A 14,771-nucleotide genomic window follows, 5' to 3' on the forward strand; every position below is an offset into this window, starting at 1 on the left:
AGGGTCGACGGCGTGCGCAAGACCCTGATCGTGACGAACGACTTTCCGCCCCGGCCCGGGGGCATCCAGGCGTTTCTGCACAACATGGCGCTGCGGCTGGACCCGCAGCAGCTGGTCGTCTACGCCTCGACCTGGAAGCGGACCCGGGAGGGCGTCGAGGCGACCCGCGCCTTCGACGCCGAGCAGCCCTTCACCGTCGTACGCGACCGTACGACCATGCTGCTGCCGACGCCCGGCGCCACCCGGAGGGCCGTCGGCCTGCTGCGGGAGCACGGGTGCACCTCGGTGTGGTTCGGGGCGGCGGCCCCGCTCGGCCTGATGGCCCCGGCGCTGCGCGGCGCGGGCGCCGAGCGGCTGGTCGCCACCACGCACGGCCACGAGGCCGGCTGGGCCCAGCTGCCCGCCGCCCGGCAGCTGCTGCGCCGGATCGGCGACGCCACGGACACGATCACCTACCTCGGCGAGTACACCCGCTCGCGCATCGCCTCCGCCCTGACCCCCGAGGCGGCCGCCCGGATGGCGCAGCTGCCGCCCGGCGTCGACGAGAAGACCTTCCACCCCGGCTCGGGCGGCGAGGAGGTCCGGGCCCGGCTGGGCCTGACGGACCGCCCGGTGGTGGTGTGCGTCTCCCGGCTGGTCCGGCGCAAGGGGCAGGACACCCTGATCCGGGCCATGCCCCGCATCCTCGCGGCCGAGCCCGACACCGTCCTGCTGATCGTCGGCGGCGGCCCCTACGAGCAGGACCTGCGGCGGCTCGCGCACGAGAGCGGCGTCGCCGCCGCCGTCCGCTTCACCGGCGCCGTGCCCTGGTCGGAGCTGCCCGCCCACTACGGCGCCGGCGACGTCTTCGCGATGCCCTGTCGCACCCGCCGCGGCGGCCTCGACGTCGAGGGCCTCGGCATCGTCTACCTGGAGGCCTCGGCGACGGGCCTCCCGGTCGTCGCCGGCGACTCGGGCGGCGCCCCGGACGCGGTCCTGGACGGCGAGACGGGCTGGGTGGTGCGCGGCGGCTCCCCGCAGGAGGCCGCCGACCGCATCACCGTCCTCTTGGGCGACGCGGAACTGCGCCGCAGGATGGGCGAGCGGGGCCGCGAATGGGTCGAGGAGAAGTGGCGCTGGGACCTGCTGGCAGAGCACCTGAAGAACTTGCTGTAGAGCAGTCTGCCTTCTCGGGGGCGCGGGGAACTGCGCGATCAACCACGAACGACCCGCACCCGCCCACGAACAATCAAGCCCCACCCCACTAGGCGGAACCCACCAATCCGCCGATGCTGCGCAACATGACAGCGAAACTGATGCAGCGTCACCTGACAAGACGTCAGATCCTCGGCATGGCAGCCCTGCAGACCGCGGCAGCGCTCGGCTTCACCCGCATCGGCCTCCAAAGCGCCCGAGCCGCCCAGCCCGACGCGGTCGACACCGCCCCCGCCATCGTCGTCGGCTCCGGCTACGGCGGCGCCGTAGCCGCCCTCCGCCTCGCCCAGGCCGGCATCCGCACGATCGTCCTGGAGATGGGCCGCCTCTGGAACACCGCCGGCCCCGACGGCAAGGTCTTCTGCACCACGAGCGCCCCCGACCACCGCTCCATGTGGTTCCGCACCCGCACCGAGGCCCCCCTCGGCACCTTTCTCTGGCTGGACGTCGTCAACCGGGACATCGGCCGCTACCCGGGGGCCCTGGACCGCGTGCACTTCGACCAGATGTCCGTGTACGTCGGCCGGGGCGTCGGCGGCGGCTCCCTGGTCAACGGCAGCATGGCGGTCACCCCGCCCCGGTCGTACTTCGCCGAGCAGTTCCCCACCGTCGACGCCGACGAGATGTACGGCACGTTCTTCCCGCGCGCCCGCGCCGCCCTCGGTGTGAACACCGTCGACCCGGCCTGGTTCGAGTCGACGGAGTGGTACCGCTTCGCCCGCGTCTCCCGCAAGCACGCCGAGAAGACCGGCCTGCGGACCACCTTCGTGCCGAGCGTCTACGACTTCGGCCACATGGAGCGCGAGGCGGCCGGCACCGCCCCGAAGTCGGCACTCGGCGGCGAGGTCATCTACGGCAACAACCACGGCAAGCGCAGCCTCGACAAGACCTACCTCGCCGCCGCGCTCGGCACCGGCAACGTCACCCTCCACACCCTGGAGAAGGTGCGCGCCATCAACCGCGCGCCGGACGGGACCTGGGTCCTGACCGCCGACCGCATCGACGAGACCGGCAAGGTCGTCGAGACCAGGGAGTACGGCTGTACGTACCTCTTCCTCGGCGGCGGCAGCCTCGGCACCACCGAACTGCTGCTGCGCGCCCGGGAGACGGGCACGCTTCCCGGCCTCGACGCCAGTGTCGGCGCCGGCTGGGGCACCAACGGCAACGTGATGCTGGGCCGGGCCAACCACCTGTGGGACACCGTCGGGGCGAACCAGTCGACCATGCCGGTCATGGGCATCGACGACTGGGCGAACACCGAGAACCCGGTGTTCGCCGAGATCGCCCCGCTGCCGACGGGCCTGGAGCACTGGGTGAGCCTCTACCTGGCGATCACCAGGAACCCGGAACGGGCGTCCTTCTCCTACGACACCGGCTCGGACCGGCTGCGGCTCGGCTGGACGGCCGCCCACAGCGCGGTCTCCGTCGCCATGGCCAAGAAGCTCTTCGACCGCATCAACGCGGCCAACGCGACGATCTACCGGTACGACCTGTTCGGCTCGAAGAACAAGGTCTTCGCCGACGACTTCACCTACCACCCGCTCGGCGGCTGCGTGCTGGGCAGGGCGACCGACGACTACGGGCGGGTCAGGGGATATCCCCGGCTGTACGTCACCGACGGCTCGCTCGTGCCCGGGTCGCTCGGGGTGAACCCCTTCGTCACCATCACCGCGCTCGCCGAACGCACGATGGCGCGGGTCCTCACCGAGGACACCGCGCCATAGCCGACCGGCGAGGGGCGCACCACGTGGAGGCCGGCCCCGCGAGAGTCACTTCGCGTAGATCGCCTCGATCTCGTGCGCGTAGTCCTTCGCCACCACGTTGCGCTTCAGCTTCAGCGACGGCGTCAGGTGGCCCGACTCCTCCGTGAACTGGGAGTTCAGAATGCGGAACTTCCGCACCGATTCCGCCTTCGACACCGCGGCGTTGCCGTCGTCGATCGCCGCCTGGATCGCGGCCAGCAGGTCCGGGTCCTCGCTCAGCGACGCCGCGGTGGCACCCGCCGGCTTGCCGTGGTCGGAGCACCAACGGCCCAGGAACTCCTCGTCGATGGTGATCAGCGCGCCCACGAACGGCCGCCCGTCGCCCACCACCATGCACTCCGCGACCAGCGCGTGCGCCCGGATGCGGTCCTCGATCACGGCCGGGGCGACGTTCTTGCCGCCCGCGGTGACGATGATCTCCTTCTTGCGGCCGGTGATCCTGAGGTAGCCGTCCTCGTCGAGGGTGCCGATGTCACCGGTGTGGAACCAGCCGTCGGCCAGCGCCTCGGCGGTCGCGCCGGGGTTGTTCCAGTACTCCTTGAACAGGTGCTCGCCGTGCAGCAGCACCTCGCCGTCGTCGGCGATGCGCACCACCGAGCCGGGCAGCGGCTGGCCGACCGTGCCGATCTTCTGCCGGTCCCAGGGGTTGAACGCGGTGGCCGCGCAGGACTCCGTCAGGCCGTAGCCCTCCAGCACCGTGAAGCCGATGCCGCGGAAGAAGTGGCCGAGGCGCTCGCCGAGCGGGGCGCCGCCGGAGATGGCGTACTCGCCCCGGCCGCCGAGGACCGCGCGGAGTTTGCTGTAGACGAGCTTGTCGAACGTCTTGTACTTGATCTTCAGGCCGAGCGACGGGCCCGAGGGGGTGTCCAGCGCCTTGCTGTAGGCGATCGCGGTGTCGGCGGCCTTGTCGAAGATCTTGCCCTTGCCGTCCGCCTGGGCCTTGGCGCGCGCCGAGTTGTAGACCTTCTCGAAGACGCGCGGCACACCGAGGATCAGCGTCGGACGGAACGCGGCCAGCTCGTCGGTGAGGTCCTTGATGTCCGGGACCGTGCCCAGTTTGATCGGCGCCATCATGGGCGCGATCTGCACCAGCCGGCCGAAGACGTGCGCGAGCGGCAGGAAGAGCAGCACCGAGCACTCGCCCGTGCGGAACAGCGGACGCAGCCGCTCGACGATGTTGCCGCACTCGGCGAAGAAGCTGCGGTGGGTGAGCACACAGCCCTTGGGGCGGCCGGTGGTGCCGGAGGTGTAGACGATGGTCGCCGGGTCGTCGGCCTTGGCGAACGAGCCGCGCTCCTCGACCGTCTCGTCGGTGACGTCCTGGCCGAGCCGGCCCAGCTCGTCGATGCCGCCGCCGTCGATCTGCCACACGTGCTTGAGCGCCGGAAGCCGGTCGCGCACCGACTCGATCGCGGCCGAGTGGGCGTCCGACTCCACGACACAGGCGGTCGCGCCCGAATCGCCGAGGATCCACTGCACCTGCTCCGCCGAACTGGTCTCGTACACCGGCACGGTCACCGCGCCCGCGCTCCAGATCGCGAAGTCCAGCAGCGTCCACTCGTAACGGGTGCGGGACATCAGACCCACCCGGTCGCCCGGCTGTACCCCGGCGGCGATCAGCCCCTTCGCCGCCGTGTGCACCTCGGCGAGGAACGTGGTGGCCGTGACGTCCTGCCAGCTGCCGCCGACCTTGCGGGCGATGACGGCGACGTCCGGGTGCTGCGCGGCGTTTCTGCGGACGATGTCGGTCAGATTTCCGTCCGCAGGGACCTCGTACAAAGCCGGAAGGCTGAACTCGCGCAAGACTGCTGCTCCTCATAGGGCGCCGGCGCCACGACGGTGTGTGCTGCGACGGTGCGGTCCAAGGCTCGGGGAAGTGCTCGCGCATTCACTTGTTGAAATGCAGAGCACGACTGGACTGGCCGGACGTTACCCGCCGGTATGGCTTCTACGACAGGGGGTCCCGTCGAGATGTTCGCTGCGTCACACACTTGGGTATTCCTTTGCGCACAGTAGTCCACCTGCTAACTGACTGGCCAGTAACCGCAGGTAGGGCCGCCACTGTTCACAACCGCAGCGCGCGACCTACGCTTGATCGTCATGGCACCCACACCAGCCGGCAACCACCGGACGCGCGTACACGTGGTCAGCGACGTGCACGGCAACGCCCGCGACCTGGCCAGGGCCGGCGAGGGTGCCGACGCCCTGATCTGCCTGGGCGACCTCGTCCTCTTCCTCGACTACGCCGACCACTCGCGCGGCATCTTCCCCGACCTGTTCGGCGTCGAGAACGCCGACCGCATCGTCGCGCTGCGCACCGCCCGCCGCTTCGAGGAGGCCCGGGTGTTCGGGGCCGAGCTGTGGGCCGGCCTCCAGGGCGACCGCGCCACGGTGATCGAGAAGGCGGTGCGCAAGCAGTACGCCGAGCTGTTCAGCGCCTTCCCCACTCCTACGTACGCCACCTACGGCAACGTCGACATGCCGACCCTGTGGCGGGAGTACGCGGGCCCCGGCACGACCGTCCTCGACGGTGAGCGCGTCGAGATCGGCGGCCGGGTCTTCGGCTTCGTCGGCGGCGGCCTGCGCACGCCGATGCGGACGCCGTACGAGATCAGCGACGAGGAGTACGCGGCGAAGATCGAGGCCGTGGGCGAGGTCGACGTGCTCTGCACCCACATCCCGCCCGAGGTCCCCGAGCTGGTCTACGACACCGTCGCCCGCCGTTTCGAACGCGGCAGCCGGGCCCTGCTGGACGCCATCCGCCGCACCCGGCCCCGTTACTCCCTCTTCGGGCACGTCCACCAGCCGCTGGTGCGACGGATGCGGATCGGGGCGACCGAGTGCGTGAACGTGGGGCACTTCGCGGGCAGCGGGACGCCCTGGGCACTGGAGTGGTGAGGACGCCCCAGGTCGGGTGAGATCCGCGGGTCCCCCTCGCGGTAGCCTTCACGCTGCGCACTCGTGCGCACGACTCATACCGGCCCGCATCTGGAGGAGCCACGGCGATGGCGGAACACACCAGCTCGAGCATCACCATCGAGGCGGCCCCGGCCGACGTCATGGCGGTCATCGCCGATTTCGCCCGCTACCCGGACTGGACCGGCGAGGTGAAGGAGGCGGAGGTCCTCAAGACCGACGCCCAGGGCCGCGCCGAGCAGGTCCGCCTCGTCATGGACGCGGGCGCGATCAAGGACGACCAGGTCCTCGGATACACCTGGACCGGCGAGAACGAGGTGTCCTGGACGCTGGTGAAGTCCCAGATGCTGCGTTCCCTGGACGGCTCGTACGTCCTCAAGCCGTCCGGCGCGGGCGGCACGGAGGTCACCTACCTGCTGACCGTGGACGTCAAGATCCCCATGCTCGGCATGATCAAGCGCAAGGCGGAGAAGGTCATCATCGACCGGGCGCTGGCGGGGCTGAAGAAGCGGGTCGAGTCTGCCTGATCGCATGGCGCCGCCGGGGCACCCGCGCATGGTTCGGTGCGGGCGCACCATGGTCGCTCGCGCCGTTCCCCGCGCCCCTTCAGGGCGTCTGGGTTAGCGTTCATCCCCATGCGCACCATCCTGATCATGGGCCCCGGCGGCAGCGGGCGCACCACACTCGCCGCTGCCACCGCGCTCACCGCCGCCCGCGAGGGCGGCCGCACCCTCGTCCTCGGCACCGACCGTACCGACACCCTCGGTGCCGCCCTGGGCGTGCCCACGGGGCCGAAGCCGGTCGAGGCCGCACCCCGTCTCACCGCCTGGCGCCCCGACCCCGCCGGGGACTTCCGCAGGGACCTCGCCGCCCTCCAGGACCGTGCCTCCTCCGCTCTGGACCTGCTCGGCGCCTCCCACCTCGACCCCGAGGAGCTCACCCCCCTGCCCGGCGCCGGGGAACTCGCGCTGCTGCGCGCCCTGCGCGACGCCGCGTTGTCGGACAAGTACGACACCCTCGTCGTCGACCTCCCCCCGGCCCCCGAGGCCCTCGCCCTGCTCGCCCTGCCCGAGGAACTCCGCCGCTACCTGCGCCGCCTCCTCCCGCCCGAACGGCAGGCCGCCCGCGCGCTGCGCCCCGTCCTGGGCCGCCTCGCCGGCGTCCCCATGCCCGCCGAGTGGCTCTACGAGACGGCAGCACGCTGGGACCTGGAACTGGCCGCCGTCGAAGCGGTCGTCGCCGACCGCGGCACCGTCGTGCGCCTGGTCGCCGAGCCCGGCCCGGCCGGCGACGACATGCTGCGCACCGCCCGACTCGGCCTCGCCCTGCGGGGTCTGCGCACCGACGTCGTGGTCGCCAACCGCGTCCTGCCCGAGGCCTCCCCGGACACCTGGCTCGCCGGCCCGGTCGCCCAGCAGCGCAAGACGCTGGAGGAGTGGCGCGAGACCTGCGCCGTCCGCACCGTCGCCCACCTGGGGCGCGACCCGCGCGGCACCGACGACCTCACCGCCCTCGCCGTGCCCGGCACCGAGCAGGCGGCGCCCGCCGCCGACTGGCCCGTGACCGACCGGCTCGGCGAGGACGGCGTGCTCGTCTGGCGGATCCCGCTGCCCGGCGCCATACGCGAGGAACTCGACCTCGTCCGGCGCGGCGACGAACTCCTCGTCACGGCGGGGACGTTCCGCCGGATCGTCCCGCTGCCCTCCGCACTGCGCCGCTGCACCGTCGACGGGGCCGCCCTGCGCGACGGCGAGCTGTGCATCCGCTTCGCGCCCGACCCGAAGCTGTGGCCGCAGGGCCGGTGAGACGAGGGGACGGAAGGGGGGAGAAGGCAGGGGGAGGAAAGGGGGCGAACACGGCCGGTACGGGCCCGTGAACCCGGTACGCCCGTTCGGGTAACGTCGTAGGGACGAACCGTAGTCAGGAGGCCGTGATGAGCGAAGATCTCCCTCCGTCCGGCGCCGCCCGGGAAGGGGCCGCGGACGACGTGCGGGCGAGCGACGCCGACGCCTGGGCGACCGCGTGCGCCGAGGACCTCCAGGCGGAGAAGGCCCGCCGCCGCGCCGAGCACGGCACGCCCCCCGGCTCCGCGGCCGAGGAACTGAAGAAACTCGTCGACGCCGTCGCCGAGAAGCTGTCCGGCGTCCAGTCCCCGCTGCTCGGCGCGGTCGCGGGACCCGCCGCCCAGCAGGTCGTACGACAGGTCGTGCAGCAGGCCAAGGACGCCGTGGAACCCGTCATCGAGCGCAACCCGGACGTCTTCGACCACCTGGCCGCGGCCGGGAACGAACTGCTCGCCGCCTACCGCTCCGCCGTTCAGGCCCAGGAAGGCCGCTGGACCGGCCGCGACGACCAGCACGACCCCCGTGACCGGGGCGAACGCCGGGACGGCGGCGACGACGCCGGCCCCGGGGAGCGCATCGACCTGGACTGAGTCCCCGGACCCGGCCGAGAGGCGGCCCCGGTACGGCATCCCGGGGTGCCCAGCGTGCGGACGACAGCGAACCCGGTGACATGCCTCGGGTACCGTTGGCCGTAGCGGGGCTCGACCGAAACTGAGGGATTCATGGGACTCACCATCGGCGTCGACATCGGCGGCACGAAGATCGCGGCCGGCGTGGTCGATGAGGACGGCAACATCCTCTCGACCCACAAGGTGCCGACCCCGGGCACGGCTGAGGGCATCGTGGACGCCATCGCTTCGGCGGTGGACGGCGCACGCGTCGGTCACGACATCGTCGGCGTGGGCATCGGTGCCGCCGGCTACGTGAACCGGCAGCGCTCCGAGGTCTACTTCGCGCCCAACATCCACTGGCGCAACGAGCCGCTCAAGAACAAGGTCGAGGCCCGCGTGGGCCTCCCGGTGGTCGTGGAGAACGACGCGAACGCCGCGGCGTGGGGCGAGTACAAGTTCGGGGCCGGCAAGGGCCACCGCAACGTCATCTGCATCACCCTGGGCACCGGCCTCGGCGGCGGCATCATCATCGGCAACAAGCTGCGCCGCGGGCACTTCGGCGTGGCCGCCGAGTTCGGCCACATCCGCATGGTGCCGGACGGCCTGCTGTGCGGCTGCGGCTCGCAGGGCTGCTGGGAGCAGTACGCCTCCGGCCGCGCCCTCGTCCGGTACGCCAAGCAGCGCGCCAACGCCACCCCCGAGAACGCCGAGACCCTGCTCGGCCTCGGCAACGGCACGCCCGAGGGCATCGAGGGCAAGCACATCTCCATGGCCGCCCGCCAGGGCGACCGGGTGGCCGTCGACTCCTACCGCGAACTGGCCCGCTGGGTCGGCGCGGGCCTCGCCGACCTGGCCTCGCTCTTCGACCCCTCCGCGTTCATCGTCGGCGGCGGTCTCTCCGACGAGGGCGAACTGGTCCTGGGCCCGATCCGCAAGTCCTACAAGCGCTGGCTGGTCGGCGGCAACTGGCGCCCGGTGGCGGAGGTCAGAGCGGCGGAACTGGGCAACAAGGCAGGCCTGGTGGGCGCGGCGGACCTGGCCCGCGAGCCCGACCCGATCATGTAAACGCCTCTGATTTGTTCTTGGGGCGCGGGGAACTGCGCGATCAGCCACGTACCACCGGCACTCGCGCACCATCCCCGCGCCCCGCCCGCGTCGGGCGTAAATTGATCACATGTCGCTGCTCCCCAACTCGCGTACAGAACCCGACGGTTCCGCAGTCATCAGGGTCCTCGGCTACAACATCCGCTCCATGCGCGACGACACCGACGCCCTGGCCCGCGTCATCAGGGCGTGCGAGCCCGACCTCGTCCTCATCCAGGAAGCCCCCCGCTTCTTCCGCTGGCGCAAGAAACTCGCCCGCCTGGCCCTCGCCTCCGACCTCGTGATCGTCACCGGCGGCGCCACCACCACAGGACCGGCGATCCTCAGCTCGCTCCGGGCGAGCGTCGAACGCACCGAGGACATCCTCCTGCCCCCCACCCCGGGCCTGCACCGCCGCGGCTTCGCCACCGCGGTCGTCCGTCTCGCCGGCGCCCGCCTCGGCGTCCTCAGCTGCCACCTGTCCCTGCAGAAGGACGAGCGCTACGAGCAGTCCGGCATGCTCCTGGACCGGCTCGCCGGTATGGGAGTGCAGCACGCGATCGTCGGCGGTGACCTCAACGAACGCCCCGACGGCCCGGCCTTCCGCCGACTGGCCGACGCCCTGACCGACTGCCGGGCCGCGGCCCCCTGGGGCGGCGAGCACACCTGGACACCCACCGACCCCTACCAGCGCATCGACGCGATCTTCGCGACGAAGGGCATCGAGGTGCTGGGCTGCGGCGTTCCGTCCGGGCAGCCGGGGGTGTCCGACGCGGACCTGAGGGCGGCCACGGACCACCTCCCGGTCCTGGCCGCCCTCAGAGTCCCGGCTTCCCAAGGCCTGTCGTTCGGATCAGGCCCGAACGACGGGCCCTAGACGACCGCGCCCCGCCCGGGGTCGTCGTCCTCCTCGTCGTCCGTGCGCATCCGCATCACCAGCGTCGCGAACCCGCCGAGGAACCCGCCGATCCCCAGCGTGGCCAGCCACCAGGTCATGTCCCAGCCGAGCAGCACGGCCAGCAGGAGCAGCACCGGCCCGCCGAGCACGCCGAGCCAGGCGAACTTGGCCGTCGGGTCGCCGGTGGGCAGCGGGGGCGGCTCCGGGGGCACGAAGTGGCCTTCGTCGTCCTCGTCGAAGTCGTCCTCGGCGGGCTCGGGCGTGGAGTAGTCACGCGGGCCGACGCCGGGCGCGAAGGAGACCGAGCCGCCCAGGGGCTTCACGGGATCCTGCCCGGGCCCGGGCCTCTCGGCCTCCTCCGACTCGACCGGCTTCACGGCGTCCCCGGACTTCACGGCCGTCTCGCCCCGGTCGCCGTCCAGCACGGTGTCGTTGGTCCCGGTCGCGGGCAGTGCCAGGTCCTCGATGGACTTGAACGGCTTGGCGCCCGGCGGGTCCGGCGGCTCCTCGCCGTACCCGGCGACGATCGCCGCCCAGGCGGCCTCCTCGTCGAAGGGGACGCCCTTGTCGTCCGGCTCCCGGCCTTCGCGGTCGGAGTCGTGCTCAGCCACCTGCGGTCGTCCCTTCCTTGCCGAGCCCGGGCTCCTCGCCGAGGCCGGACGCGATGCGGCCGATGAACGCGAGGCTCTCCTCGTGGATCCGGTCCGCGTCATGGTCCAACGTGGCGACGTGGTAGCTCTGTTCCAGGATGACCTCTTTCACGTCCGTCGAGGAGATACGGCTGAGGATCCGGGCCGAGTCGACGGGCGGCACCACATGGTCCTGCGGGCTGCGCAGCAGCAGCACCGGCTGGGTGACCTGCGGCAGATCACGGTCCGTGGCCTGGAAGAACTGCCGCAGCGAGTGCGCCGCGTGCAGCGGCACCCGGTCGTAGCCGAGCTCCTTGCCGTCCGGCTTGGCGATGTCGCTGGCGATGCCCTTCGTCGCGGGGACGAGGTGGCGCACCACCGGCAGGGCGTGCGCGGCCAGGCCGTGCACCTTGTTCGCGGGGTTGACGACCATGACACCGCGGACGGCGTCGCCGTGCTTCGCGGCCAGCCGCAGGGCCAGCGCGCCGCCCATCGACAGACCGGCCACGAAAACCGTCTCGCGGCGCTCGCACAGCAGACGCAGCTCGCGGTCCACCTCCGCGTACCAGTCCTGCCAGCCGGTGATCCGCAGGTCCTCCCAGCGCGTGCCGTGCCCGGGCAGCAGCGGCAGGGAGACGGTCAAGCCGTGCTCGGCGAGGTGCTCCGCCCAGGGGCGCAGCGACTGCGGTGATCCGGTGAAGCCGTGGCAGAGGAGGACGGCGACCTCTCCGCCCTCGTGGTGAAACGGCTCGGCTCCGGCAAGGACCGGCACCTTCGGCCTCCTGGTCGGTGAGAAGGGACTGGCACGATCACGGAATGTCACGGAACGTCATGGAAGGGGTCGCACGGCGTTCGCGGGACCTTCACCGTACGCGACCGCACTGACACCGACCAGGGCCGTCGGCGCCTTTGACAGCGCTCCGGGTTAAGGTCTGATCGACACCTACAGGAGGCACTCGGTTGTTGTACGGCGCGATGAAGGTCACCATCGGGGGTCCACTGAAGCTCGCCTTCAGGCCCTGGGTGGAGGGCCTGGAGAACGTACCCGCCGAGGGCGCTGCGATCCTGGCGAGCAATCACCTGTCGTTCTCCGACTCGTTCTTCCTGCCCGCCGTCCTCGACCGGAAGGTCACCTTCATCGCGAAGGCCGAGTACTTCACCACGCCCGGTGTGAAGGGCCGGATGACGGCCGCCTTCTTCAAGGGGGTCGGGCAGCTCCCGGTGGACCGCTCCGGTGCGCGCGGCGCGGGCGAGGCCGCCATCAAGAGCGGCATAGAGGTGCTGGAGCGCGGTGAGCTGTTCGGGATCTACCCGGAGGGCACGCGCTCGCCCGACGGACGGCTCTACCGGGGCAAGCCGGGCGGCCTCGCGCGCGTGGCGCTCGCCACCGGCGCGCCCGTCATCCCCGTCGCCATGATCGACACGGAGAAGATCCAGCCGCCCGGGAAGGTCATGCCGAAGCTGATGCGGCCCGGCATCCGGATCGGCAAGCCCCTGGACTTCAGCCGCTACCAGGGCATGGAGCACGACCGGTTCGTGCTGCGCGCCGTGACCGACGAGGTCATGTACGAGATCATGAACCTCTCCGGCCAGGAATACGTCGACATGTACGCCACGGCCATGAAGCGGCAGCTCACGGAAGCGGCGAAGGCGGAGAAGGAAGCCGAGAAGGCGGCCAAGGCCGCCCTCGCACGGGCGGAGAAGGAACAGGCCGAGAAGGAGAAGGCCGAGCGGGAACAGGCCGAGCGGGAACAGGCCGGCGGGCAACAGGCCGAGCGGGAACAGGCGGCGAAGGAACAGGCCGAGAAGCAGAAGCAGACGGAACAGCAGGCGGAGCAGCGGCGGACCGAGCCCTAGCCGGGGCTCGGGTCGGGGGGCGGGGGAGATGGCCAAGCGCGAGCGCGTCATGAGGATGTCGGTCGAGCAGCCCCTGTGGCGTGCGCTCACCGGCTACCGGGTGCTCACGATGCTGTACGCGGTCGGCCTGTTCGCCACCGCCTACGAGGAGTTCGCCCGCCCCTGGGTCGCCGTCGCCTACTACGCCGTGCTGTGCGGCTGGACCCTGGCCACGCTGCCCCGGGTCGCGAACGCGGCCCGCTGCACCAAGGGGTTCCTCGCCGCCGACCTGACCATCGCCCTCACCGGCATCCTGCTCACACCCGTCGCCGACGCGCACGAGCGGGTCCAGTCGGGCGGCCCGACCCTGCCGTCGATATGGACCGCGGGCGCCGTCCTCGCCTTCGCCGTCAAGGGCGGCTGGCGCTGGGCGGCCCTCGCCTCCGGCCTGGTGGCCGTCGCCAACCTGGTCGAGCGCGGCAGCCCGGCCCGTGACACCGTCCACAACGTCATCCTGGTCTGCATCGCCTCCGTCGCCATCGGCTACGTCGTCGAGGTCGCCCGCGCCTCCGAGCGCACCCTCGCCCGCGCCCTGGAGATCGAGGCCACCACCCGCGAGCGCGAGCGTCTGGCCCGGGACATCCACGACAGCGTGCTCCAGGTGCTGGCGATGGTGCAGCGCCGCGGAGCGGTGATCGGTGGAGAGGCGGCCGAGCTGGGCCGGATGGCCGGTGAGCAGGAGGTCGCGCTGCGCACCCTGGTCTCCGGCGGCCTCGTACCCGTCTCCCGCGTGTCGGAGGACGCCGCCCAGGGAGCGGTCGTACGAGCCGTCGACGAGGAGCCGGAGGAGAGCGGACCCATCGACCTGCGCGCCCTGCTCGCGCCGTACGCGGGCGCCCTGGTCAGCCTCGCCGAGCCCGGCGCGCCCGTGCCGCTGGCGCCGGGTGCCGCCCGGGAGGTGGCCGCCGCCGTCGGAGCCGCCCTGGACAACGTCCGCCGTCATGCCGGTCAGGACGCGCGCGCCTGGATCCTGGTCGAGGACGAGCCGGACGAGGTGATCGTCACCGTGCGGGACGACGGGCCCGGCATCCCGGAGGGACGGCTCGACCAGGCCGAGGACGAGGGGCGGCTGGGTGTCGCCCTGTCGATCCGCGGCCGGCTGCGTGACCTCGGCGGCAGCGCGGAGCTGATCTCGGTGCCGGGCCAGGGCACGGAGGTCGAGCTGAAGGTACCGAAGGACGCGACGAGCACACGGGGGAAGGCGGAGCAGCGATGACGGAGACCACCGGAGACGGGCAGGACCCGATCAAGGTCATGGTCGTCGACGACCACCCGATGTGGCGCGACGCGGTCGCCCGCGACCTGGCCGAGTCGGGCTTCGAGGTGGTCGCCACCGCGGGCGACGGCGACCAGGCCGTACGCCGCGCCAAGGCCGCCGCACCCGACGTCCTCGTGCTCGACCTGAACCTGCCGGCCAAGCCCGGCGTGCAGGTCTGCAAGGAGGTCGTCGCCGCGAACCCCGCCCTGCGGGTGCTCGTGCTGTCGGCGAGCGGCGAGCACGCCGACGTCCTGGAGGCCGTGAAGTCCGGCGCGACCGGCTATCTGCTGAAGTCCGCCTCCACCGCGGAACTGCAGGATGCGGTCCGCCGCACGGCCGTCGGCGACCCGGTTTTCACCCCCGGCCTCGCCGGACTGGTCCTCGGCGAGTACCGCCGCCTGGCCTGCGAACCCGCCCCCGCGGCCGACACCGGCGAACCCAAGGCGCCCCGGCTCACCGACCGCGAGACCGAGGTGCTGCGCCTGGTCGCCAAGGGCCTGAGCTACAAGCAGATCGCCGAACGCCTGGTCATCTCCCACCGCACGGTGCAGAACCACGTCCAGAACACCCTCGGCAAGCTCCAGCTGCACAATCGCGTGGAGCTCGTGAGGTACGCGATAGAGCGCGGCCTCGACGACGAGTGAGGCGCACGTCACACTGACCTTTCGTCAGGTACCTG

14 protein-coding genes are annotated in these 14,771 nt (G+C 71.8%); 11 read left to right on the forward strand and 3 right to left on the reverse strand.

What is annotated here, in order from left to right:
* Positions 1-12 precede the first annotated feature (12 nt).
* Together FDO69_RS09450 and FDO69_RS09455 are read left to right on the forward strand one after the other, a co-directional pair.
* The gene (locus tag FDO69_RS09450) at positions 13-1,155 is read left to right on the forward strand and encodes a glycosyltransferase family 4 protein (RefSeq protein WP_104779310.1); all 1,143 of its coding nucleotides are present in this window, start codon (positions 13-15) and stop codon (positions 1,153-1,155) included.
* A 125-nt stretch (positions 1,156-1,280) separates the two neighbouring features.
* Entirely contained in the window at positions 1,281-2,918 is a 1,638-nt protein-coding gene (locus tag FDO69_RS09455) for a GMC oxidoreductase (protein ID WP_478131762.1), read from the forward strand.
* A 45-nt stretch (positions 2,919-2,963) separates the two neighbouring features.
* On the opposite strand, the gene FDO69_RS09460 is transcribed toward FDO69_RS09455, so the two are convergent.
* Entirely contained in the window at positions 2,964-4,760 is a 1,797-nt protein-coding gene (locus FDO69_RS09460; RefSeq protein WP_104779311.1) for an AMP-dependent synthetase/ligase, read from the reverse strand.
* Between the two features lie 297 nt (positions 4,761-5,057).
* On the opposite strand from FDO69_RS09460, the gene FDO69_RS09465 reads away from it, so the two are divergent.
* The 6 genes from FDO69_RS09465 to FDO69_RS09490 all read left to right on the forward strand — a co-directional run bounded on the left by FDO69_RS09465 (position 5,058) and on the right by FDO69_RS09490 (position 10,288).
* Positions 5,058-5,855, forward strand: a complete 798-nt coding sequence (locus FDO69_RS09465; protein WP_104779312.1) for a metallophosphoesterase family protein — start codon at positions 5,058-5,060, stop codon at positions 5,853-5,855.
* A 107-nt stretch (positions 5,856-5,962) separates the two neighbouring features.
* On the forward strand, positions 5,963-6,400 hold the full coding sequence (locus tag FDO69_RS09470) for an SRPBCC family protein (protein WP_104779313.1): 438 nt from the start codon (positions 5,963-5,965) through the stop codon (positions 6,398-6,400).
* A 108-nt stretch (positions 6,401-6,508) separates the two neighbouring features.
* Positions 6,509-7,678 carry an ArsA family ATPase gene (locus tag FDO69_RS09475; protein WP_104779314.1) on the forward strand — a complete coding sequence of 390 codons (1,170 nt, stop codon included), beginning with the start codon at positions 6,509-6,511 and terminating at the stop codon, positions 7,676-7,678.
* A gap of 128 nt (positions 7,679-7,806) precedes the next feature.
* On the forward strand, positions 7,807-8,307 hold the full coding sequence (locus FDO69_RS09480) for a DUF5304 domain-containing protein (protein ID WP_104779315.1): 501 nt from the start codon (positions 7,807-7,809) through the stop codon (positions 8,305-8,307).
* Positions 8,308-8,439: 132 nt separating this feature from the next.
* Entirely contained in the window at positions 8,440-9,393 is a 954-nt protein-coding gene (locus FDO69_RS09485) for an ROK family glucokinase (protein WP_104779316.1), read from the forward strand.
* Between the two features lie 109 nt (positions 9,394-9,502).
* Entirely contained in the window at positions 9,503-10,288 is a 786-nt protein-coding gene (locus FDO69_RS09490; RefSeq protein ID WP_104779317.1) for an endonuclease/exonuclease/phosphatase family protein, read from the forward strand.
* Here FDO69_RS09490 and FDO69_RS09495 read toward each other — a convergent pair.
* Together FDO69_RS09495 and FDO69_RS09500 are read right to left on the reverse strand one after the other, a co-directional pair.
* A complete protein-coding gene (locus FDO69_RS09495) occupies positions 10,285-10,920 on the reverse strand; it encodes a hypothetical protein (RefSeq protein ID WP_104779318.1) in 636 nt (211 codons plus the stop codon). The genes FDO69_RS09490 and FDO69_RS09495 overlap by 4 nt on opposite strands.
* Positions 10,913-11,710, reverse strand: coding sequence for an alpha/beta hydrolase (locus FDO69_RS09500; RefSeq protein ID WP_104779319.1), 798 nt, complete (start codon positions 11,708-11,710; stop codon positions 10,913-10,915). Before FDO69_RS09500 ends, FDO69_RS09495 begins: the two co-directional genes overlap by 8 nt.
* 203 nt (positions 11,711-11,913) lie before the next feature.
* Here FDO69_RS09500 and FDO69_RS09505 point away from each other — a divergent pair, with 203 nt between their 5' ends.
* Genes FDO69_RS09505 through FDO69_RS09515 form a run of 3 tightly spaced genes read left to right on the forward strand, consistent with a single transcriptional unit; the run spans position 11,914 to position 14,736 of the window.
* Entirely contained in the window at positions 11,914-12,795 is an 882-nt protein-coding gene (locus tag FDO69_RS09505) for a lysophospholipid acyltransferase family protein (RefSeq protein ID WP_234387896.1), read from the forward strand.
* A 28-nt stretch (positions 12,796-12,823) separates the two neighbouring features.
* Complete coding sequence (gene macS / locus FDO69_RS09510; protein WP_104779320.1) at positions 12,824-14,050, forward strand: MacS family sensor histidine kinase; 1,227 nt, start codon at positions 12,824-12,826, stop codon at positions 14,048-14,050.
* On the forward strand, positions 14,047-14,736 hold the full coding sequence (locus tag FDO69_RS09515; protein ID WP_104779321.1) for a response regulator: 690 nt from the start codon (positions 14,047-14,049) through the stop codon (positions 14,734-14,736). The genes macS and FDO69_RS09515 overlap by 4 nt, the downstream gene beginning before the upstream one ends.
* Positions 14,737-14,771 lie beyond the last annotated feature (35 nt).

The sequence above is a fragment of the Streptomyces tibetensis genome (assembly GCF_007655005.1).
Lineage (GTDB): Bacteria > Actinomycetota > Actinomycetes > Streptomycetales > Streptomycetaceae > Streptomyces > Streptomyces tibetensis.